General features: G+C 69.0%; 14 protein-coding genes and 1 pseudogene. 8 read left to right on the top strand and 7 right to left on the bottom strand.

Annotated features, from left to right (window positions below):
- Window positions 1–101: 101 nt before the first annotated feature.
- From nirB to GYB83_RS13825, 3 genes are read left to right on the top strand one after another with little or no spacing between them, the layout of a single operon-like run.
- Window positions 102–2,627, top strand: a complete 2,526-nt coding sequence (nirB, locus tag GYB83_RS13835) for a nitrite reductase large subunit NirB (protein WP_186349784.1) — start codon at window positions 102–104, stop codon at window positions 2,625–2,627.
- Entirely contained in the window at window positions 2,624–3,028 is a 405-nt protein-coding gene (gene nirD / locus GYB83_RS13830; RefSeq protein ID WP_161896016.1) for a nitrite reductase small subunit NirD, read from the top strand. Before nirB ends, nirD begins: the two co-directional genes overlap by 4 nt.
- Window positions 3,025–3,741: a sirohydrochlorin chelatase gene (locus GYB83_RS13825; protein ID WP_161896015.1), complete on the top strand. Its 717-nt coding sequence runs from the start codon at window positions 3,025–3,027 to the stop codon at window positions 3,739–3,741. Before nirD ends, GYB83_RS13825 begins: the two co-directional genes overlap by 4 nt.
- Before the next feature lie 71 nt (window positions 3,742–3,812).
- On the opposite strand, the gene GYB83_RS13820 is transcribed toward GYB83_RS13825, so the two are convergent.
- Both GYB83_RS13820 and GYB83_RS13815 read right to left on the bottom strand, forming a co-directional pair.
- Complete coding sequence (locus tag GYB83_RS13820) at window positions 3,813–4,949, bottom strand: uroporphyrinogen-III synthase (RefSeq protein WP_161896014.1); 1,137 nt, start codon at window positions 4,947–4,949, stop codon at window positions 3,813–3,815.
- Complete coding sequence (locus GYB83_RS13815; RefSeq protein WP_161896013.1) at window positions 4,946–6,331, bottom strand: MFS transporter; 1,386 nt, start codon at window positions 6,329–6,331, stop codon at window positions 4,946–4,948. Before GYB83_RS13815 ends, GYB83_RS13820 begins: the two co-directional genes overlap by 4 nt.
- A 255-nt stretch (window positions 6,332–6,586) precedes the next feature.
- On the opposite strand from GYB83_RS13815, the gene GYB83_RS23900 reads away from it, so the two are divergent.
- A complete protein-coding gene (locus GYB83_RS23900; RefSeq protein ID WP_267130328.1) occupies window positions 6,587–6,712 on the top strand; it encodes a hypothetical protein in 126 nt (41 codons plus the stop codon).
- 143 nt (window positions 6,713–6,855) lie between these two features.
- A complete protein-coding gene (locus tag GYB83_RS13810; RefSeq protein WP_371865070.1) occupies window positions 6,856–8,772 on the top strand; it encodes an ABC transporter ATP-binding protein in 1,917 nt (638 codons plus the stop codon).
- Window positions 8,773–8,781: 9 nt separating this feature from the next.
- Here GYB83_RS13810 and GYB83_RS13805 read toward each other — a convergent pair.
- Window positions 8,782–9,426, bottom strand: a pseudogene (locus tag GYB83_RS13805) (SMP-30/gluconolactonase/LRE family protein); the annotation flags it as partial.
- A 102-nt stretch (window positions 9,427–9,528) separates the two neighbouring features.
- Here GYB83_RS13805 and GYB83_RS13800 point away from each other — a divergent pair.
- Both GYB83_RS13800 and GYB83_RS13795 read left to right on the top strand, forming a co-directional pair.
- Complete coding sequence (locus tag GYB83_RS13800) at window positions 9,529–10,077, top strand: PadR family transcriptional regulator (RefSeq protein ID WP_161896011.1); 549 nt, start codon at window positions 9,529–9,531, stop codon at window positions 10,075–10,077.
- Between the two features lie 40 nt (window positions 10,078–10,117).
- Complete coding sequence (locus GYB83_RS13795) at window positions 10,118–12,181, top strand: NADPH-dependent 2,4-dienoyl-CoA reductase (RefSeq protein ID WP_161896010.1); 2,064 nt, start codon at window positions 10,118–10,120, stop codon at window positions 12,179–12,181.
- Window positions 12,182–12,225: 44 nt separating this feature from the next.
- Here the strand turns inward: GYB83_RS13795 and GYB83_RS13790 are convergent, their stop codons facing one another.
- The 4 genes from GYB83_RS13790 to GYB83_RS13775 all read right to left on the bottom strand — a co-directional run bounded on the left by GYB83_RS13790 (window position 12,226) and on the right by GYB83_RS13775 (window position 20,007).
- Window positions 12,226–14,256, bottom strand: coding sequence for a hypothetical protein (locus GYB83_RS13790; protein WP_161896009.1), 2,031 nt, complete (start codon window positions 14,254–14,256; stop codon window positions 12,226–12,228).
- A 4-nt stretch (window positions 14,257–14,260) separates the two neighbouring features.
- Window positions 14,261–14,842, bottom strand: a complete 582-nt coding sequence (locus GYB83_RS13785) for a hypothetical protein (protein ID WP_161896008.1) — start codon at window positions 14,840–14,842, stop codon at window positions 14,261–14,263.
- A 159-nt stretch (window positions 14,843–15,001) separates the two neighbouring features.
- Entirely contained in the window at window positions 15,002–17,521 is a 2,520-nt protein-coding gene (locus GYB83_RS13780; RefSeq protein WP_161896007.1) for a helix-turn-helix transcriptional regulator, read from the bottom strand.
- Window positions 17,518–20,007, bottom strand: coding sequence for a helix-turn-helix transcriptional regulator (locus GYB83_RS13775; RefSeq protein WP_161896006.1), 2,490 nt, complete (start codon window positions 20,005–20,007; stop codon window positions 17,518–17,520). The genes GYB83_RS13780 and GYB83_RS13775 overlap by 4 nt, the downstream gene beginning before the upstream one ends.
- Before the next feature lie 192 nt (window positions 20,008–20,199).
- On the opposite strand from GYB83_RS13775, the gene cmrA reads away from it, so the two are divergent.
- On the top strand, window positions 20,200–21,006 hold the full coding sequence (cmrA, locus tag GYB83_RS13770) for a mycolate reductase (RefSeq protein WP_161896005.1): 807 nt from the start codon (window positions 20,200–20,202) through the stop codon (window positions 21,004–21,006).
- Window positions 21,007–21,028 lie beyond the last annotated feature (22 nt).

The following is a 21,028-nucleotide window of genomic DNA, read 5'->3' as shown; positions in this document are numbered from 1 at the left end:
CCCTCCCTCACACACGGATTCGTAACACTGTGCGGAAGCGGTGACACTCGGGCAACGCCGGGCCCGATCAGCTGCAACACCCGATCCATAGCGTCGTGAGCATGAACAGAACAGTCGCAGTCATCGGGCACGGAATGGTCGGTCACCGTTTCGTCGAAGCACTCCGCACGCGCGACATCGACTCGCGGTGGCGGGTGGTCGTGATCGGTGAGGAGGCGGACGCCGCCTACGACCGGGTCGGCCTCTCGTCGTATGTCGGGGGCTGGGATCGGAGCGCACTCGCGTTGCCGGGCAACGACTACGCCGGAGACGACAACGTTCGGGTGGTGCTCGGGCGGCAGGTCACCGGCATCGACCGCGAGGCCCGCGTCATCCGCCTCGACGACGGCCACACCGTCTCGTACGACGCCCTGGTCCTCGCAACCGGGTCGTACGCGTTCGTGCCGCCGGTGCCCGGTCACGACACCGTGGGCTGCCACGTCTACCGCACGCTCGACGATCTCGACGCCATCCGCGTCGACGCGGACGCCGCACTCGCGGCGAACCCCGGCACGCCGCCGGTAGGACTCGTGGTCGGCGGCGGGCTGCTCGGCCTGGAGGCCGCGAACGCACTGCGCCAGATGGGCCTTCGACCGCACGTGGTCGAGGTGAATCCGCGGCTGATGCCCCAGCAGATCGACCCGGCGGGCGGCGAGCACCTCGCGCGGATGATCGGCGAGCTCGGCATCGACATCTCCCTGTCGTCCGGGACGAAGACGATCACCCGCAGCGATTCGGGCGTGGCGGTGACCCTGGCCGACGACACCGTCGTCGACGCGGCGCTGCTCGTCTTCGCGGCCGGTGTCCGCCCGCGCGACGAGCTCGGCCGAGCCGCCGGACTGGCGACGGCCGAACGCGGTGGTGTGCTCACCGATCTGTCCGGCGTGACGAGTGATCCGGCGATCTACGCGATCGGCGAGGTCGCGGCCGTCGAAGGACGGTGCTACGGACTCGTCGGCCCCGGCTATGCGACCGCCGAGGTCGTCGCCGACCGTCTCCTCGACGGCACCGCGGAGTTCCCCGGCGCCGACACGTCGACGAAGTTGAAGCTCCTCGGCGTGGACGTCGCCAGTTTCGGCGACGCCCACGGCGAGACGCCGGGAGCGCTGAACGTCGTGGTGAGCGACCCGATCAACGGGACATACGCCAAGCTCGTCCTCTCCGACGACGCCTCGACTCTCCTCGGCGGTGTGCTGGTCGGCGACGCAGGCTCGTACGGTCTGCTCCGCCCACTCGTCGGGTCGAGTCTGCCCGGCGACCCGGTGGCGCTCATCAGCCCGGCGTCCGGCGACGCTCCCGCACTCGGTGTCGGCGCGCTCGGCGACGACGCCCAGATCTGCTCCTGCAACGACGTCTCCAAGGGGACCCTGTGCGCGGCGATCGAGAACGGCGCGTGCGACGTCGCCGCACTCAAGAAGTGCACGGGCGCGGGAACGTCGTGCGGCTCGTGTGTCCCGCTGCTGTCGCAGATCCTGGCCGACTCCGGCGTCGAACAGTCGACCGCGCTGTGCGAGCACTTCGGCGCCTCCCGCGCGGAGCTCTTCGAACTCGTCCGCGCGAGCGGGATCCGCACGTTCACCGGGCTCGTCGAACGCTTCGGAACCGGGACCGGCTGCGACATCTGCAAGCCGACGGTCGCGTCGATCCTCGCATCCACGAGCAGCGATCACATCCTCGACGGCGAGCAGGCGTCCCTGCAGGACTCGAACGACCACTTCCTCGCCAACATCCAACGCAACGGCACGTACTCCGTGGTGCCCCGCGTTCCCGGCGGCGACATCAGCGCCGAACAGCTCATCCTGATCGGCGAGATCGCACGCGATTTCGGGCTGTACACGAAGATCACCGGAGGCCAGCGCATCGACATGTTCGGCGCCACCGTCGATCAGCTGCCCGAGATCTGGAAGCGTCTCGTCGACGGCGGCATGGAGTCGGGGCAGGCGTACGGAAAGTCGTTGCGCACGGTGAAGAGCTGCGCCGGATCGGACTGGTGCCGGTACGGACAGCAGGACTCGGTGCAGCTCGCCATCGACCTCGAACTCCGATACCGAGGACTCCGGTCGCCGCACAAGATCAAGATGGGCGTCTCCGGATGTGCACGCGAATGCGCGGAGGCCAGGGGCAAGGACATCGGCGTCATCGCCACCGAGAGCGGCTGGAATCTGTACGTCGGCGGCAACGGCGGCATGACACCTCGCCACGCGCAGCTCCTCGCGGGCGACCTCGACACCGAGACGTTGGTCCGCTACATCGACCGGTACCTCATGTACTACATCCGAACAGCGGACCGACTGCAGCGCACCGCGGCCTGGATGGAGTCCGTCGACGGCGGCCTCGACCACGTCAAGGCCGTCGTCGTCGACGACAGTCTCGGCCTCGCGGCCGACTTCGAGGCCGACATGGCCCGCCACGTGTCCGGCTACCAGTGCGAGTGGAAGGGCGTCCTCGACGACCCCGACAAGCTCGCCCGCTTCACGTCGTTCGTCAACGCCCCAGGCGTTCCCGACCCCACCATCTCGTTCGGCGAGAGCCACGGCCGCAAGGTCCCGGTCCTCCTCGGACAGCCGACCGTCAGGAGTCCCCGATGACCCTCGCCTTCGATCTGCACCGCTGGACCCGCGACTGGACTCCCGCCTGCGCATTCGACCGGCTCCAGCCGTTGCGCGGTGTCGCCGTCCTGCTCCCCGACCAGGTGCAAGTGGCGTTGTTCCGACTGGCCGACGATTCACTGCGGGCGGTCGGGAACATCGACCCCATCGGCCGGGCCGCGGTGCTCTCCCGCGGCATCGTCGGTGATCGGAACGGTTTCCCGGTCGTCGCGTCGCCGTTGAAGAAGCAGGCGTTCAGTCTGATCGACGGCCGCTGCCTGGACGTCGACGGCATCCGGGTTCCCGTGTTCGCCACCCGCATCGGGATCGACGGCACGGTGTTCGTCGCCAACACGCCCGACGTCCGGTTCGGCCGGCGCCCCGAACCGGCCGTGAAATGACAGTCCTCCTGGTGGCGCACGGAACCCGCAACCCGCACGGGGTCGCCCTCATCGGCGACCTCGCCCGCGCGATGCGCGAACGCTTGGACGTCGACGTGTCGGTGGCGTTCGTCGACGTCCTCGGCCCCAGCCCGAGCGAGGCCCTCGCACGTCGTTCGGCTCCCCGAGCGGTTCCCGAGCGCGGTCGAGGGGCGCAGTCGAGGGGCGTCACTGTGGTTCCCGCGTTCCTCGGCCGCGGCTACCACGTGCGCCGCGACATCCCCGATCACCTGTCACGGCCCGGTCTCCCGCCGACGACGGTCACCGACTCCCTCGGACCGTCGGACGAGGTGCTCGCCGCTCTCGTCGACCGGCTCGACGAGGCGGGCCGTCGCCGCGGCGACACCGTGGTCCTCGCGGCCGCGGGATCGTCGGACCCGATGGCCGTCGCCGACGTCGAGGAGGTCGCCGACCGCCTGTCGTCGCTGGTCGACGCTCCGGTGACCGTCGCGTTCGCCGCACCGTCGCCGCGCGTCGCGCACATCCCGAGCGTCGCCGAGGCGGTGTCGAGGACTCGGGGCCGCGTCGCCGTCGCATCTCACCTGCTCGCTCCCGGACTGTTCCAGAGCAGGCTCGTCGAGTCGGGAGCCGACGTCGTCGCGCGCCCACTCGGGCTCCATCCCCTCATCGTGGACCGCGCGTGCGCTCTCGCGGCGCGACCCGTCACTGTCTGATCACGTCGGCACACACGGAACTGGTGACCAACGGCTGTTCGTCAGCCGTTGGTCACCAGTCTCGTCTGCGCTCAGTCCACCGCGAGGCGGTAGCCGCGTTTGACCACGGTCCCGACGATCTCCCTGGCGCCGAGCGCGTCCCGGAGCCGCCCGATGGCGACCTCGACGGCGTGCAGGTCGTCGCCCGCCGCGGGAAGCAAGGTCAGGAGGTCGTGTCGGGACACGACGTCTCCTGGATGCTCGGCGAGGGCCTTGAGCACGGTGAGCCCGCTCGCCGACATGTCCCGGACCTCTCCGTCGACCACCGCCGCCGCCGCATGGACGCCGAGACGGTGACCGGCGACAGCGAGATCTGGGCTGCCCGCGGGCAGGTCCTCGGCGATCAGACGAGCGAGTGCGCCGAGCCGCATCCGGTCGGGCGCCACCGACGGTATGCCCGCCGCGTCCAGGGGCGCCGACGTCACCGGTCCGACGCTGTACGCGGTGACCGGACCCGACAGCGCCGCGACCAGCGTGTCGCGGACGCCGAGCTCGTCCGCGCGCAGCAGCATCGACGCCGCCGCGGGCGCCGAGGTGAAGGCGACCGCGTCCACGCGTGCTCGGGCGACGTCGTCGACGAGGGCGTCGAACGCGTCGACGTCGCTCGGTCCCTCCCATCGGTAGACGGGCACGCCGACGACGCTCGCACCCCGCCCGACGAGGCCGGAGAGGAAGCCGGGATTGGGATCCCACGCGTCGATCGCCCCGTGGAGTTGGACCGCTACTCGCTTTCCACCGAGGTCGTCACTGGTCAGGTGCGCGAGCACCTCGGCCGACGACTCCGATTCCGGTGACCACTCCTCCCGCAGCCCCGCTGCGCGCAGTGCTCCGGTGGCCTTCGGGCCGCGGGAGATCACGCGGGCTCCGGCGAGCGCGGCGAGCAGGTCGTCGGCCACACCCCACTCGTCGGCGGCCTCGATCCAGCCGCGGAAACCGATGCCGGTGGTCGCGATCACGACGTCCGGCGGGTTCGCGATGAGGTTCGCGGTCGCTTCCGAAAGACCTCGGTCGTCGGCCAGCGGGACCATCGAGATGGCTGCGGCGGAGACGACACGGGCGCCGCGACGGGTCAGGAGGGCCTCGAACTCCTCCGCGCGACGAGCCGCAGTGATGGCAACGGAGAACCCCGCCAGCGTGGGCGGGGTTCCCCGATCGGTACCGAGACTCATGAAGCAATCGTTCCAGACGTGGCCGGTTCCGATGCGACGGCCTGCTCGCCGCCTCCCGCCGCGGCCGGAGCGGCGACATAGGCGCGCCAGGTGACCAGCGCGGCGATCAGGTAGAACACCGCGAAGACGGTGAACGCCCACACTCCGGATCCGGCGTCGCCGGACTGGTACGACTGCCGAAGCACCAGGTTGATGCCGACGCCTCCGAGGCCGCCGACGGCGCCCGCGATTCCGATGACCGCGCCCGACATGGACCGCGAGTAGTCCGAGCGCCCTGCCTCGTCGAGTGGCAGCGACCGTGATGCCGCGTCGAACACCGACGGGATGATCTTGTACACCGAGCCGTTGCCCATGCCCGACAGCACGAACAGGGCGATGAAGGCGATCACCGAGACGGTGAGTGAGCCGTTTCCGACGATCAGCAGTGCGGCGGCCCCGATCATGCCGACGAACACCCCGAGGGTGACCACGCTTCCACCGATGCGATCGGCGAGCTTCCCGCCGTACACGCGGCTGATCGAACCGAGCAACGGCCCGATGAACGCGATCGACGCGGCGTGCAGCGCGGCGTCGCCCGCGGACTGTCCGTCGGCCTTGAAGTTGATGACCAGCAACTGCGCGAACGCGAACGAGAAGCCGATGAAGGAGCCGAACGTCCCGATGTACAGCAGGGCGATCACCCAGGTGTTCTTGTTGGCGACCGCGGCTCTCATCGCCGTCATGTCCACTCCCGGGCCGTCGAGGTTGTCCATGAACAGTGCGGCGCCGATGCCTGCGATCACCAGCGCGACCAGGTAGAACGCACACACCCAGTAGGGCTCGGTATTGCCGACGAGCGCCAGGACGAGCAGTCCGAGAAGCTGAACGGCGGGCACACCCAGATTGCCGCCGCCCGCATTGAGACCGAGCGCCCAGCCTTTGAGCCGCTGGGGATAGAAGGCGTTGATGTTGGTCATCGACGACGCGAAGTTGCCGCCGCCGAGGCCTGTCGACGCGGCGCACACCAGGTACATCCAGAGCGGTTGGCCGGGATTGGCGAGCAGGACGATCGTCGCCGAGACCGGCACCAGCAGCACCACCGCGGAGAAGACCGTCCAGTTGCGCCCGCCGAATCGGGTGGTCGCCATCGTGTACGGGAAACGCAGCACCGCGCCGGTCAGGGTGGCGACGGCTCCGATCAGGAACTTGTCACCGGCCGAGATGCCGTAGACGTCGGAGGGCATGAACAGCACCATCACCGACCAGAGCGACCACACGGAGAAGCCGACATGTTCGGCGACCACCGACCAGACGAGGTTGCGGCGCGCGATCTCCTTCCCGCCGGACTCCCACGCGACGATGTCCTCCGCGTCCCAGTTCTCGATCGTGTGACTGCGTCTCACGTGTGCCTCCTCGTGCCGGAGTCGACGGTGTGGTCGTCGACTGTCGACTTCGAAACTAGGGACGCGATGTTGCGTTCGACGGCGGTGCCGATCACCGGTACGTAATGAACACCTCGCAGGAGGAACGCCGCATGTGTGAGATCGCGGCCAGGAAACTGGCAGGCCGCGCACCCGAATCCTGCCAGGAACGATTCCTACCTTGAATCACGTGGCGCACACCAGAGCACCACACCACATCGATTCCAAGGAGAACTCATGCCGAATCACGACGCACCCCGCTCGAACAACCGCGGTCAGCAGCACCACGAGCCGCCGCGCCGCCGTCGCCGCGTCCGCGAGTGGGACCGCCGCGGTCACCGGTGGATCTGGGTCTGGCGCTGACCAGCCCCTGCCTCGACTCGCCAGCGTGCGCCGGACCTCCCCCACGGGTCCGGCGCACGCAGCGCGTTGAGCACCGACCGGGTCGCTTGTGGTCGATCCGTCCCGACGCTCGGCGAGCCCGACCGAAATGAGAGTGCCCAGCTGTGACTCCCCGAAGTGCCCTGATCCGATTCGCTCCCCTCCTCCGCGGCCATCGAGGGCTGCTCGGCGTCGCCGCGGTCCTGTTCATCGTGGCCGCCGCATGCGATGCGATCGGCGTGTTCGTGCTGTCCGACGTCGTCGATCGTGCGCTCCACGTCCGGCACGTGTCCGCCCTGATGCCGCTGGCGCTCGCGTGGATCGCGGTGACCGCGACGTCGTCGCTCGGCGACTATCTCGGCCAGATGATCGCGGTCAAGGAGTCGGAGAAGATCGTCCTCACGCTGCGTGACACCGTGTTCGCGCACGTCCAACGCCTGTCACCGGCGTCGTACCGCAGACGTGGGATCGGAGATCTGGTGGTCCGGCACTCGAGCGACCTGGAGGCCGTGGAGCATCTCGTCGCGTCGGGTCTGCTCGGCGGCGTGGTCGCCGCCGTGAACATGCTCGCCCTTCTGATCGCCGCGTTCTGGATGAACGCCGTGGTCACGATCGTCGCACTGTGTTCGGTGCCTCCGATCGCTCTCCTGTCGTCGTGGTACGGCCGCTGCCAGACGAACCGGACATGGCGCGAACGATCCGCCGACAGCGATCTCACCGATGTCCTGCAGTCGACGTTCACCGGCCACGAGGTGACCGTCGCGTACAACCAGGAGACCGTCGAACGGGCCGCACTGCATCGTCGCGGCCGCGAATGGATGTCGGCCAGGATCGCGCTGACCCGCATCGAGGCCGGTTTCGGTGCGGTGCTCGGGTTCGCGCAGGTCCTGGTGGCGCTGGCGGTCGCCGTCGTCGGCGTGTGGCAGGTTCGTCACGGCGCCCTGTCGATCGGCCAGTTGATGGCGTTGACCGGCTACGTGTCCATGCTCTATCCCAAGTTCCAAGAGCTGGCCGAGGTCCGGCTCTCGCTCGCCTCGACCGGGGTCAGCGCCGCGCGCATCGCCGAACTGCTCGACGAATCACCGCACGCACCCGACCACCCGGATGCGCGGCCGCTCGCCGATCGCGGCGGCGAGGTCCACTTCCATCGGATCGGGATGACGCGCGGCGACCGGGTGATCCTGCGCGACGCCGATCTGTCACTGCCCGAAGGCGTGGTGACGGCGCTCGTCGGACCGAGCGGTGCGGGCAAGTCGACGCTGGCGGCCATGCTCGGCAGGCTGGAGACGCCGACCTCGGGTTCGGTGCGCATCGGAGGCGTCGACATCGCGGGCGCGACCGCCGCGTCCGTGCGCGACCGGGTGACACTGCTTCCGCAGGCTCCGATCATCAAGGCCGGCACCGTCGCCGACAACATCGCCTACGGTCGACCCGCCGCGTCACGCGCCGCGGTGATCGACGCGGCGCGCGCGGTCGGGGCCGACGGCTTCGTCCGCGGACTCCCGGACGGCTACGACACCGTCCTCGCCGACGGCGGGCTGGAACTGTCCGGCGGCCAGCGGCAACGGCTCTGCATCGCCCGCGCGCTGCTGCGCGACACCGCGATCCTGATCCTCGACGAGCCGACGTCGGCGTTGGACGACGCGTCGGTCGCCGACCTGATCGGTCCCCTGCGCAGGCTGACCGACGGTCGGACCACCCTCCTGATCACCCACGACTCGCGGATCCTTCCGCTCGCCGATCGCGTCGCGACACTGCGCGACGGGCGGGTGACGCAGTCAGTCGGGCACGACGACGGCGATCGCGTCGTGGTGGATCGTCCCGAAGTACAACGTGCCGTCCACTTCGACGACTCCGGTCGCGAACGAGAAGTCGACGTCGTCGAGCCGTACGTTCCGCGCCACCGTGCCGTCGAAGGCGATGCCGAGGGCCCACACGATCTCTTCCGGCGCAGGCCCCACGCGCTCGGGCGCTCGGGCGAGGACCTTGCGGGCCCGCAGGGGCAGCTTGAACAAGGCTTCCAGGACGCTGTTGCGGGGTGACGCGAGCGCCACCCACACCAAGCCGTCACTGCCGACCGACATGTTGTCGGGATAGCCGGGCAAGTCGTCGGCGAAGACGTCCCATTCGCCCGCGCGGTCGCCGGTGAGCCGGAGCCGTGAGATCCGGGCGGCTCCGGTCTCGGCGACCAGCACGTACGACTCGTCCGGCGCCAGGACGACTCCGTTCGCGAACTGGAGTCCCCCGCGCAACACCTCGACGCTTCCGTCGACGGTGCGTCGCATGAGCCGCCCGGTTCCGGAGTGCTCGATGAGGTCGGCGCGCCACCGGTCGATGGTGAAGCGCTGGCTGGACGAGGTGAAGTACACGGTCCCGTCGGAGGCGGTGACCGCGTTGCTCGCGAAGTGCAGCGGTCTGCCGTCGACGGTGTCGGCGAGGACCTCCGCACGCTGCTTGCCCGCTTCGAGGAGCAGGAGCCCGCGGTCGTGGTCGCAGATGACGATCGAGCCGTCGGCGCGGGCGTCGAGTCCGAGGAGGTGCCCCGCGGTGTCGGCGAGGACCTCGACGGCTCCGGTGGTCGGGTCGACGGCGAGCAGACGTCCGTCTGCCAGGCCCGTCGCGATGCGGCCGTCGGGCAGGACGGCGACGTCTTCGGGTGCGGATCCGGGAAGGTCGATACGTCGCAGAGTGGTCACGGCACCTTCATATCAGTCTTCGCAGCACAGCGCCCACCTATATGCACCTTGTTTCATACCGCCCTGTTGCATAGTGCGTTGGTGCACTGCTAGCGTCGTCGCATGGCACTGGAGCACGCCATCCTCGTCTCGCTGACCGAGCGCCCGGGGACCGGCTACGAGATCGGGCAGCAGTTCGTGCGGTCCATCGGATACTTCTGGTCGGCCACTCACCAGCAGATCTATCGGACGCTCAAGAAGCTGCACGCCGACGGTCTGGTGAGCTTCGAGGCCGTCCCGCAGGACGGCCGACCGGACAAGAAGGTCTACACGATCTCCGACGCGGGCCGGGACATGCTCGCCGACTGGGTCGCCACGCCGACGCCGTTCCCCCCGATGCGCAGCGACCTCGGCGTCAAGCTGCGGGCCGCCGACATGGGCGACCTCTCCGAGGTGATCGACCAGCTCGCCTGCCATCGCGACGAGGCCGCGGCGATGCTCGAGGTCTATCGCGGCTTCGAACGCGACTACTATCCCGACCCCGACACCCTGCGCGGGCGTCGACTCAACCAGTACATCGTCCTCCGCGGCGGCATCCGCGCCACCGAGGCGACCGTCGATTGGTGCGACGAGGCCCTCACCGGTTTCCGCCGCGAACTCCAGAACTCCTGAACTTCCTCACCGACCACAGCCACGAGAGAAAGGTCCTGCCATGTCAGCCCACACGGCCGAACCCAACGCCCACTACCCGCTCCTCTTCGAGCCCCTGACGATCGGCGGCACCACGCTGCGCAATCGCATCGTCATGGGATCGATGCACACCGGCCTCGAGGACCGCGTCTGGGACACCCCGAAGCTGGCCGCCTACTACGCCGAGCGCGCACGCGGCGGCGTCGGCCTGATCATCACGGGCGGTTTCGCGCCGTCGCGCACCGGCCTGCTGCTGCCGTTCGCCGGCAAGATGACGAACCAGGCCGATGTGATCCGGCACCGCGAGTTCACCAAGGCCGTACACGCCGAGGGCGGCAAGATCGCGCTGCAGATCATTCACGCCGGGCGCTACGGCTACACGCCGTTCAAGGTGGCCGCGGGCAGCGAACCGTCACCGATCCACCCGTTCAAGCACATCAAGATGACCGAACAGATCATCTGGCACGTGATCCGGTCGTTCGGTCAGGCCGCGAAGCTGGCCCGCAGGGCGGGCTACGACGCCATCGAGATCATGGGCGGCGAGGGCTACCTGATCAACCAGTTCCTGTGCCCGCACACCAACGACCGCACCGACAAGTGGGGCGGTTCGACGGAGAACCGCCAGCGCTTCCTGCTGGAGATCATCAAAGAGATCCGCAAGCAGACCCCGCGTGACTTCCCCGTCATCCTGCGGCAGAGCGTCGCCGACTTCGTGAAGAACGGTCAGACGTTCGACGAGATCGCGCAGCTCGCCCGCAAGGCCGAGGAACTGGGCGTCGACGCCATCAACACCGACATCGGCTGGCACGAGGCGCAGGTCCCGACCATCGTCACGTCGGTGCCGCGCGGCGCGTTCGTGAAGTTCACCGAGCGCCTGCGCGACGTCGTCTCGATCCCGCTGATCGCGTCCAACCGCATCAACACACCCGAGTTCGCCGAGGAGATCCTCTCCGGCGGCAAGGTGGACGCCGTCTCGATGGCGCGCCCGCTGCTCGCCGATCCCGAGTTCGCGAACAAGGCCGAAGACGGCCGGTCCGACGAGATCAACACCTGCATCGGCTGCAACCAGGCGTGTCTGGACCACGCGTTCGTGGGCCAGAAGGTGTCGTGTCTGCTGAATCCGCGTGCGGGTCGAGAGACCGTCCTCACGCTCGGCGCCACCCGCACCGCCAAGCGCGTCGCCGTAGTCGGCGCCGGACCCGCCGGCCTGTCGGCCGCGGTCTCGGCCGCTCAGCGCGGTCACCGCGTCGACCTCTACGAGGGCGGCGACAGCATCGGCGGCCAGTTCTCCATCGCCGCCCGCATCCCCGGCAAGGAGGAGTTCAACGAGACGATCCGTTACTTCACCCGCCAGCTCGAGATCAACAACGTGAACGTCCACCTCGGCACCCGCGTGTCGGCGCAGGAGATCATCGACGGCGGCTTCGACCAGGTCGTCGTCGCCACCGGTGTGGTGCCGCGCGTGCCGGACATCGACGGCATCGACCACCCGATGGTCGTGTCGTACGCCGACGCCGTCCTCGGGCACCGGGAGATCGGCAAGCGCGTCGCGGTGATCGGTGCGGGCGGTATCGGCTTCGACGTCACCGAATTCCTGACCGTCGACGAGTCACCCACGCTGAACCTGAAGGAGTGGGAGCAGGAGTGGGGTGTCACCGAAGACCTCGACACCCCCGGCTTCGTCACCAAGCCACGCCCACTGCCCGCGACGCGCCAGGTGTACATGGTGCAGCGCAAGCCGGGCGGCCAGGGCAAGGGGCTCGGCAAGACGTCCGGCTGGGTGCACCGCGCGACCGTCAAGATGAAAGGCGTCGAGCAGATCTCGGGCGCGAGCTACGACAAGATCGACGACGCGGGCCTGCACATCACCATCCGTGACAAGGAGGGCAACGTGACCGGCCAGCGCGTGCTCGAGGTGGACAACGTCGTCGTCTGCGCGGGTCAGGAATCGGTCCGCGACCTCGTCGACCCGCTCACCGAGGCGGGTGTGATCACCCACGTCATCGGCGGAGCCGACCTCGCCTCCGAACTCGACGCCAAGCGCGCCATCCGCCAAGGCACCGAGGTCGCCGCGGGCATGCCGTGACGTAGCGGCACGGCGGGACTCGCAGGCGCCGAGTCCCGCCGTGATCAGCCGGACAGTCCCCTTGCCGTACGCCTCTCGACGAGGGCCGCTGTACGCCTGTCGTCCATCCACTCCGTCAAGTACGGGTCACGTCCGAATGCCTCGATCGGGGACTCCGTGCGCAGGAGGCGGAAGTCGAGCAGACGCATGATCTCTTCGTCACTCGAATCGCCGTCGGCCATCACGAGCCTGCACGCTTCGTTGTATCGAGCCACGCTGCTCCAATTCAACGCCTCGGACGCCAGACGTGCCGCAGGTCCAATCGGTGCGACGTCCGGCGAATGGGAGCACCGCATCAACGCGAATGCGAGCAGCCACATGTGCCGAACGAAAGGATCAGCAGGGTCGGCGTACAGACCTGGAAGGGCGCGAACAAGCTTCTCGACCCTCTTCGCTGCGTCATCCGCTGAAGGGATCGAAACCGGCGGGGGCGGCGAGTAGGTATCCGGCCACGGAGCGCTCGGTGCCGCCGATCGTGTCATCAACACCTGCGCGTTCAGCGTGACCGCGGCGGCCGTGTACATCATCCGCAAGCGCAACGGCGATCGCGGGTCGTGGCCTCTCTTGACCACCACCTTCTCCGCCCAGTCCAGCCACTCCGCATAGGCGAGCAGCGTCGTGGGATCTCTCGAGTCGCGGTATGTCAGGTGCCACAATGCGTGCTGGGCCTGCATGTTGAACGGGTCTTCGGCGACCGCACGCTGGCACAGTTCCAGACGGACGGGCTCGGGAAGGTCCTTGTCCTGGGCCGCATACGACCAGCCGAGACTTCGCCATTTCGTAGTCCCGGCTTCGGCGGAGAAGTCGCGGACGAAGTACTCACCGAGGCTGGTCAACGCGGCCGCGGCGACCATCTTCTCGACCGGGATCGTCTCGCTTCCGACTGTCAGGTCCGCCGACGTCACCGTGTACGAGTGCCGGGTTCTACGGTTGTGCGAGACGGTGATCGTGTGGACCACGGGCGCACCAGACTCCCCGCCGTCGCCGGTCTGTGCTTTGTTGCTCGTGACCGATATCCGCCACGGGCTCACCCCTAACAGTTCGACGACAGAGTTCTTGAGCAAGTCGACGACCCCGCCGTTCACCAAGGCGGTGATCGTCGACTTGTCGAGAACAGTGGTGTCCGTGCCCTTGGTCAGTTCGACGCCACGGTGCGGCCCAGACCCCAGCTGTTCGAGGTGACTGGTGATGACGCTCGGCAGTGGAGTCGTCCCGTCGTCTGACGACGTCGAGGACGATCCGCGGTCGATGGTGATCCGTTGACGAGTCGAGACCGCCCGGCCGAGCGACCCCGCGACCGCCACCCCGAGAAGCACCATCAGGACCAACTGCGCGACGGTCGGAGCGCCGATCCACGACACGATCATCGGAGCGAACGCAAGCGCACACCCGAGTATGACGCCGAGAACACCCCACCGCTTCGCACTCGAAGCGGACCGTCGCCAGTCGATGCCTGGAACCGGAACCAGGAGCCGGGCTGCGACCACTGCGAGAAGGAGGGCGAGCAGTCCCTTCGTGAGAAGATCCCACGCCGGTCCGACGACGTCCGTCTCGAACGCCGACCACCGGGATCGCGCGTCGACGGGTGCCGATCCGGCCTGTTTCGGTGCGTCGAATTCGACTACCTCCGGCCTGACGTCGACGTGCCGGTTCAGTTTTCGAGCATCGACGATCAGCCGTCCGATCTCCTCCCTGACGGCCGAGTCCGGGGTGCCCCTCCTCAGCACCACGGCGCGGTCGATCAGTCCGTCGGCCGCGACGACCGCCTGCTGTGCCGCGGCAGCCTGGGTACTGCAGGCGTCGCCGTACGTCTTGCCCGCAGCGCCCGGATCTGGTCGCTCGAGGAGTTGCCCGGCCCCCACCGGGTCGCCGGCTCCGATCAGTCTGTCGGCCGTCTCGCACACCGTGTTCGTCGCGGCGGGAGGCGTCGCCGAACTCGGCTCAGCCGCGGCCGACCCTGCCGCCGACGCGACGATTCCCCCCATCACCGCGAACGCGAGCCAGGCCGCCCGGGCATGCCCGATGCGGACCGCCACGCGGTCAGATGGGCAGGAGATCACCGAGACTTCCCCATGTGTCTCCCGACGACGCGGCGGACGGATTGAACACCTGCGCGTCGAGATCGAGCGTCTCGGGCGTGTCGTCCTCGTCTCCGTTCAGGTCGACTTTGCAGATGGTCAGCACCGAGTACTTGTCGACGGGACTCGTCAGCGTCGGAAGCTCGGCGCTCTCCGACCCGGACGCGGGGACCCTCAGACCACCGGTGCCCAGCACTCGACCACCGAGGTATGCGTTGAGTTCACCGATGGCCTGGTTGTCGGCGTTGTAGGCGTCGACATCGCGGGCGCGGGCGTTCACCAGGGCCGAACGCAGCCGCCCGGCGAGTTCGTCCAGCTTGTCCTTGTCCGCTCGAGGGAACGCCGACACCGCGCACAGCATCTCCACCTCGAACGGGTTGGTCGCCGAGACCTTGAGGTGGTCGCCCGACGTCTCCACCGACGCGGGGTGCCCGGATCTCGTCACCCAGGCGGATGCGTCACCGGTGCCGACGAGCGATCCCGCGCCCAGTGCGACGACTCCGACTCCCACCACTGCCAGCCGTTTGACCCCGATCGTCCTCATCTTCGTCTCCTTCCTCTGACCGCGCCGCCGTCGTGACCGCTTCGGTTCGGATGTACCTGTCCCATGCTGCGTCGGCCGGGCGCGACGCGGGATGTCACCGGCTACTCGACTTCGCACGCTCGGGTACTCAGTGGGACGACTCCGATTCCCGCGGGCAGGTCATCTGCTGCGGGGCACGCCCGACTTCTCGTACGCGGTGTGCAGGACTGAACGGACTGTCCGTTCCCGGACTCCGAGTCGCACTGCGATATCGGCGACGGTCAAGCCGACCGAGGCCATCGCGTGCGCCTCGAACTCACGGCGGGTCAAGACTGCGACGGACTGGGAGTCGCGCACTGCCGGAGTCGTCATCGGGTCGCAGCCGGAACGCCATGTCTCTCGCCGGTCGACCAGCCGCCGAACCGATCGAACCTCTCCCCGCGCACGGTGCACGACGATCGCCTGGCTCACCGCATCCACAGCGAACGGCAGAAAGCCCGCATCCCCGAAGCGTTCGGCGACGCGTTCGAGGTCGTCGGGGGCGCGGTCGATCGTCGCGGTCGCGTGATCTCGCTGCATGCCGATCAGCGCGCCGTCGCACAGTTCTGCCGCGTCGACCAGCGCATGCGCAGATTCGGCGTCTCCCAGACGGACTCCCCAATAGAGCGCTGCGATCGCGGACACGCGTTGGTCGGCCGCCAGGCAGGTCGCGGCGATCTCCCGGAACATCCGCGCCGGACGCGCAACCTCGCCTTCCGCGACGAGTACAAACGCCGCGGCGAGCCGCGGATTGATCCCGGGCCACCCGTGCGGCTCGACGGTAGCTGTCGCGCTGAGCGCCACCGCTCGCCTCCCGCCCTCGGCATCGCCGGTGACGGCACAGATCTCGGCGAGTTGAGCCGCGGTTCCGCGTCCGAGGCCCGTCCGGTCGGCCGTCCCCAAGACGCGCAACGCGTCATGGCACTGGTGCCGCGCGGCACCGAACCGACCCCGAGCCATGTCGACCATCGCCGCCGACGCACACGCGAGAGCGCGCGGCGTGGACTGCAGGAGCGTCTCATCGAGGAGTCGATCGGCGACCAGGACCGCCCTGGGGAGGTCGGCATCGCAGATCAAGGCCTGAACGAGGGTGCGACGTGCTCCGCTCACGACGAATGACGCCGCGGCGCCGCCTTCGGACAGCGCGGCGTCGGCGATGACGATCGCTCGACGCGACTCCCCGGATCGTCGCAGCGCCTCGGCTTCGACGTACGCCCCCACCGTGGTCCACAGCGGCGCACCCTCCGGGATGCCTCGCGCGGTGCGCGCGCACCGCAATGCCCGGAACTGGTCGCCGGCATTCACATGCACCAGGGCACGCACCGCCGCGAACGACGCCCGGAAGGCCGCGGCCTCGATACGCGGCTCGAACTTGTCGAGCACGCCGATCGCTCCCGAATGATCTCCGTCCCCCACACTGCGATTGATCGCGACCGTGACCGCATAGCCCGCCACATCCGCCTCGCCGAGCGAGTCCTGGTCGACGTCGCGCAGGACCTCCCTCGCTTCCGACGACCGCCCGCTCGCCGACCTGGCCCTCGACAGTTGGAGCCGCGCGCCGAGACCTCCGCCGGACTCCACCGCGACCGACGACAGTCTCTCGGCCAACACCAGATCGCCCATCTGAAACGCCGTCGCCGAGCACGCGGTCAACGCGTCCACATCGGTCTCGAGACCGTACTCCTGCCGCAGGCGGACGGCGTGCAGTCGCACGATCGAACCGCCGTCCATCGCGTCGAGGGCCTCGACCAACTGCTCGGCGAGCTGCCGACGCTCCAATTGCCCGATCTGGGCTCGCCGCACCTCCGGATAGACGGCATGGCCCGGCACCACCACGTCGCCCATCGGCAATGCGAGCCCGCCCTCCGCTCGACCGACGCCGCCGGCCAACCCGAGTCGGTCGACCACCTCGTACGGGAGCGGCTGGCACAGGGCGAGCAGGTCGACCAGCCGCCGTTCCGCGGGCGTCGCCCGCATGAGCCTGTCGGCACACACCTGCCGCAGTCCCGCGCTGATGGCCGGATCGGCGTCCAGTCGCCACACCGCGTCGTCGCATCGCACCACGGCCCCCGACGCGATCGCACTGTCGAACGCTTCGGTCACCATCAGCGGGTTTCCTCCGGTGAGCCGGTGAATGCGCACCGCATCGTCGACGGCGAGTCGTCCGTCGAGGCTGGATTCGATCAAGTCCGTCGTCGCCTCCAGTCCCAGCGCCGCCACCCGGACCTCCACCGCGCTCGCATCCCGCAACGCGCGAGCGAGAACCGGATCGACCGCACCGGCCGCGGTGATCAAGCCCGGCCTCGCGATCGAGGAGACGAGTCGCGCGACCACAGCCGACGATGCGCTGTCGAGGTGTTCCGCGGCTTCGACGATGACGACCACGTCGTCGGACAGCGCCGCGCGGAGGCTGTCCACGGTGGCCGCCACGCCGCCGGACGCGTCGACCGGCACCGCTGCCGCGACTGCCGCGAGCGGGGTGTCGCGCATGGCGGCCGATCCGATGATCCAGAACGGTCGCCGCCCGACGGAGTCCACGAACTCCCGTGACAGTCGTGTCTTGCCGATGCCCGACGGCCCGGTGATCAGCACCGGTCGTCCCTCCGCCCATCCGCGTGCCACGGCGTCGAAGTCGGATGTCCGCTGATACGGCCACTTCACCGGTCGCTCTCCTCCCAGGCCGCCACCAGTGCACGCCGGTCCTGAACGCCGAACTTCGCCGACGCCCGCAGAATGTGGCCCTCGACGGTCCGCACCGACAAGTGGAGTCGGTCGGCGATCTGCTGATTCGACAGCGCCTGCGAGGCCAGCCGCACGATCTCCCGTTCCCTTCGGGTCAGGTCGGGCGGCGCGATCGACGTCTGGGCGGGTGAGGCGAGACCCCCCATGTCGCGGGTCAACCTGTGCGCCGCGGTCGTGGCCGCAGCCGCGGCGAGTGAGTCTCCGTCGGCCCGGAACAAGGCTGCGGCCTGCGCGAACGCATCCGCCGCGACCGGCCGCAACCCGAGTCGTCGATAGGTCTGCGCCGCGGCCTCTACGCCGCCGCCCTCACCCGCGAGAAGCGCCCGACAGTAGTCCACGACGGCCCGCATGCGCCTCGCGGTCTCGACGCGTCCCTCGACTCGCTCAGCGAGCGCGACCAGCAGCGCGAGTCGACGCCGATCGGTGATCGACACGAACCGGGCGGCGAGTTCGATCAGATCGACGACGACCGTCGGCGCCGCATCGACGGCCAGGTCGCCGAATTCGAGGAGCGCGTCGACCGCGGCCGTCGCACGTCCGCCGACGGCCGTCTCCCACGCCTGATCGACGACGGTGTCGCCGCCGAGCTGGGCCGAATACGGATCGGCGGTCACCGAGGGCGCCACACCTGCATTCCTCGCCGGACCGTCGACTCCGGTCATCCGGTCGATCCTGTCCATCAGCCTCGTCGGAGCGCCGTCGAGCGCAGGGCCCGCGACGAACGGCGCACAGTCGCGGATCTCCGTCCGCGCGACGTCGAGCCGTCCGGCGCAGACGTGTGCGACGGCGCAGGTGTAGTCGGCGGCCGCCCACACGTGGTCACTTCGCCAGGCGCTGTCCGACCGCGCGGTCTCCGCCTTCGCTGCGGCCGCGTCGGCTCCCGCGGTCATCGTCTCCAGACGGAGTTCGATCATCGTCAGGCTGAAGACGAGAAGCCCGTTGTCCCCGCTGTGCGGCATCACGGCGTCGAGGATCGAGCGCGCATCGGAATAGCGTCCGACGAGAATCGCCGTCTCGGCGACGAGGTAACCGAACCAGACCCCGCTCAGCCGATCCCGGTCGATCCAGTCGGCGACCGCTCCCCGGAGCCCGTCCGGGTGTTGGTCGTGCTGTCGGAGAAACGTCGCGGAGCCCGTCTCCCGGCGAGTGAAGTACGCGGTGAAGAACTCGATGAATCCCCGCCAACGGGGCGACTGATCGTTGTTCCACCGTGCCAACAGCGTCAGGATCGACGACGTGTCGTTGAGGTCGGTGGACGCCCACCCGTACAGCACCGCGAGTTCGGGATCGACGATGTCGGCGGTGGCGTCCGACCCGTAGAACGAGCTGATGAGCGAGCGGACCATCGTCGGATCACCGAGTCGGAGCGCACTGCGCGCCGTGGTCTGCGTCCGCGACAGGGTCCGACCGTGAGACGCGTCCGTGGTCAGCAGGCCCGCAATGGTCTGGACGAGATCGTTCGACCCGATCTCGGAGCCGTGCAGCGCCGACGTCGTGACCGCGGTGCTGAGCCGATTCGCTATCGCCGCCCGACGCAGCGTCGGGGTGTGGCCCGCTATGGCGTCGGCGAGGAAGGGCGACGCGAGGCGCACACGCGCGCCGTCGACGACGATCACCCCGGCCCGCTCCGCCTCGACGAGCGTGTCCATGCCCGCGACGTCGATCAGCGGTGCGAGCGGCAGCCAGTCGAGGAGACGTCCACCCAGGACCGGAGCGGCGACGGCGAAGACCTCCACGATCGCGTAGACGTCCTCGGGCAAGACGTCCGCAGTGGACTTCAGTTCTTCGACGAGCGTCGTCGGAGGCGCCGGTCGCGCCGTGAGTACCGCGGTCGCGTTGATCACCGCCCACAGGTCGTCGGCCACCGACGACGCGACCAACTCCACGAGAAGGCTGGGGCGTCCCTGCGACCAGCGCATGAGCGAATCGACGTCTCGCGACGTGACCGGCGCACCGACGACGTGCTCGACATACGCTCGGACCTCGTCCACGCCGAGCAATGCCAGTTCGTAGCGCGGCAGGTGGCCGTCCTTCCACAACGCCCGGATCGCGTCGGGCACCCGTGCGCCCGGCTCCACGCTGCACGCCACGAATGTCGGGACGCCGTCGTGGACGGCGAGGGAATGGACGATCGCGCCCGCATCGTCGTCGAGGAGATGAGCGTCGTCGACGACCAGCGCCCCCGCGCGGTCCTCGCTGAGTTGCCGGGCCACCGCCCACCGCGTTCCGGCGAGGCTCGTCTCGCCCGCCGCGAGCACTGCAGGCAGATGCGCGAACACGAGTTCGGCGCTTCGACGGACTCCGCTCACCCACACGGTCGGGCCCTCCACGCGGCCCGCCAGCGATGTGAGGACCGTCGTCGTCCCCGAACCGGGCGGACCCGTGACCGCGCAGCCCGATGACACGTCGCGATCGAACCCTGCGCGACGTACGGCCTGTTCGGCACGAAACTCGTGCTCGCCCTGCATATGCGAATCATCCGCCCATGACGCCGGTGGCACGCGGGTGTTCCGCCGGTTCCGGCCGATCGAGTGACACCTCGCACTGCGCGAGCGCGCGACGACGTGGCGGCGCGGGTCGACGGATAGGATCGCTCCATGCCAGTACCGCCCAGAGCAGCAGCCCGCGCCGTCGTCACCGGAGCGTCGTCCGGCATCGGGATGGAGTTGGCGCGCGCGCTGGCAAAACGCGGCCATTCGCTGATCCTCGTGGCTCGACGCGGCGAGATCCTGGAGGAGCTGGCCGTCGAGCTCCGCAGCCGATTCGACGTGGAGGCCGAAGTCAGGGCCGTCGACCTGTCCGACTTCGACGCCGTCGCGGCCCTGTGCGACGAACTGTCGGGCCGGGAGATCTCAGTCCTGTGCAACAACGCCGGCATCGCGACCTTCGGTCCGATCGCCGAGCTGGACACCGCATACGAACGCGCGCAGGTCCGCTTGAACGCGGTCGCCGTCCACGATCTGACGTTGGCCGTGCTCCCCCAGATGATCGCGCGCGACTCGGGCGGCATCCTGATGGTCGGCTCGGCGGCAGGCAACATGCCGATCCCGAACAACGCGACATACGCGGCGACGAAGGCGTTCGTCAACACGTTCAGCGAGTCGCTGCGCGGCGAGTTGAAGGGCACGGGCGTCCACGTGACACTGCTGGCCCCCGGCCCGGTCCGCACCGAGACCCCCGCCCCCGAGGATCAGTCGATCGTCGACAAGATGGTCCCCGACTTCCTGTGGCACTCGTCGGAGAAGGTGGCCGAGATGAGCCTGGACGCGTTGGCGCGCAACAAGATGCGCGTGGTTCCCGGCACGCTGTCGAAGGCGATGTCGGTCGCGGGCGGCTACTCCCCGCGCGCGATCGTCGCACCTATCGTCGGCGGGTTCTACGGCAAGCTCGGCGAGGGCGAGTAGCGTCAAACGACTACAGTCGACT

The organism is Gordonia spumicola, assembly GCF_009932475.1.
GTDB lineage: Bacteria > Actinomycetota > Actinomycetes > Mycobacteriales > Mycobacteriaceae > Gordonia > Gordonia spumicola.
This window is presented reverse-complemented; position numbering and strand designations above follow the sequence as displayed.

Bases quoted from the DNA above. Each gene is read 5' to 3' on its own strand.
- nirB (WP_186349784.1), top strand. From the start codon at position 102: ATGAACAGAACAGTCGCAGTCATCGGGCACGGAATGGTCGGTCACCGT.
- nirD (WP_161896016.1), top strand. From the start codon at position 2,624: ATGACCCTCGCCTTCGATCTGCACCGCTGGACCCGCGACTGGACTCCC.
- GYB83_RS13825 (WP_161896015.1), top strand. From the start codon at position 3,025: ATGACAGTCCTCCTGGTGGCGCACGGAACCCGCAACCCGCACGGGGTC.
- GYB83_RS13820 (WP_161896014.1), bottom strand. From the start codon at position 4,949: ATGAGTCTCGGTACCGATCGGGGAACCCCGCCCACGCTGGCGGGGTTC.
- GYB83_RS23900 (WP_267130328.1), top strand. From the start codon at position 6,587: ATGCCGAATCACGACGCACCCCGCTCGAACAACCGCGGTCAGCAGCAC.
- GYB83_RS13800 (WP_161896011.1), top strand. From the start codon at position 9,529: ATGGCACTGGAGCACGCCATCCTCGTCTCGCTGACCGAGCGCCCGGGG.
- GYB83_RS13795 (WP_161896010.1), top strand. From the start codon at position 10,118: ATGTCAGCCCACACGGCCGAACCCAACGCCCACTACCCGCTCCTCTTC.
- GYB83_RS13785 (WP_161896008.1), bottom strand. From the start codon at position 14,842: ATGAGGACGATCGGGGTCAAACGGCTGGCAGTGGTGGGAGTCGGAGTC.
- cmrA (WP_161896005.1), top strand. From the start codon at position 20,200: ATGCCAGTACCGCCCAGAGCAGCAGCCCGCGCCGTCGTCACCGGAGCG.